The organism is Frankia sp. CcWB2 (assembly GCF_977927585.1).
The window spans coordinates 5,843-6,952 of record NZ_CDWRCM010000080.1 but is presented as its reverse complement, the minus strand read 5'-3'; the positions used below and the strand labels follow the sequence as shown (position 1 = coordinate 6,952).

2 protein-coding genes are annotated in these 1,110 nt (G+C 70.6%); both read left to right on the top strand.

Annotated elements, in window-relative coordinates; genetic code table 11:
* A partial coding sequence (locus ACY45C_RS10620; protein ID WP_462187454.1) for a glycosyltransferase family 2 protein occupies positions 1-667 on the top strand: 667 nt, incomplete at its 5' end.
* A 220-nt stretch (positions 668-887) separates the two neighbouring features.
* On the top strand, positions 888-1,110 hold a 223-nt coding region (locus ACY45C_RS10615), incomplete at its 3' end, for a sugar phosphate nucleotidyltransferase (RefSeq protein WP_462187453.1).

Below are 1,110 nucleotides of genomic sequence, written 5' to 3'. Positions count from 1 at the left end.
GCTGGTGATCTCCAATGCCGACATCTCCTTCGCGCCCGGTGCGGTCGACGAACTGATTGTCGCGGCCGACCGCTGGCCGGGGGGCGGGGCCTTCGGCCCGGGGATCATCAATCCGGACGGGGCGCTCTACCCCTCGGCCCGGGACCTGCCCTCTCTCGGCCGCGGGGTGGGGCACGCCTTGTTCGGCTGGTGCTGGCCGACGAATCCGTGGACGGCCTCCTACCGGCGGGAGCGGGGCCTCCCCCGGGAGATGACCGCCGGCTGGTTGTCCGGTTCCTGCCAGCTGCTGCGCCGGGAGGCGTTCGAGGCGGTCGGCGGGTTCGACGAGTCCTACTTCATGTTCATGGAGGACGTCGACCTCGGCCGCCGCGTCGGCGAGGTGTCCTGGCAGTCGGTGTACGTGCCGTCCGCGGTGGTCGAGCACCTCGGCGGGCACTCGACGAAGCGGTCGTCACGGCGGATGGTGCTGGCTCATCACCGCAGCATGTTCCGCTACCTGTCCCGGCAGTACCCCGGCAACGCGCGCGCGCCGCTGCGGCTGCTGCTCGGGGTCGGTCTCGTGGTCCGGCTGCTGCTCGCGCTGATCTTCGCCCGGGACAGCGCGGGGGCGAAGGCGACCCGTTCCGCCGATCTGCTTCCCCGGGGCGGTGCCGCGCGGGGCGCCTGAGCGGACCGCGGCCGGCCGATGGCCGGCAGTCGAGTCGCTGGTAGCCGAGTCGCTGGTAGTTGAGGATGTCCTGGATGTCCGAGATGTTTGGGATATCCGGACGGCTCGGTGAACCCCGGTCCGACGCAACGTGTCGAAACCATGGCATGCCGTTCGTCGTATGGTCCCGACCCCGATCCGTTTTCAGCGCCCACCGCGTGTTCTGCGACACTGACGCCCCATGGACGCAGTGATGCTTGTCGGCGGTCAGGGGACCCGCCTGCGACCGCTCACGATGTCGGCACCGAAGCCGATGTTGCCGGTCGCGGGGGTGCCGGTCACCGCGCACATGCTGGCTCGCGCGCGAGACGCGGGAATCGACCGGGTGGTGCTCGCCACCTCGTACCGGGCGGAGGTCTTCGAGGAGTACTTCGGGGACGGCTCGGCGCACGGACTCCAGCTGG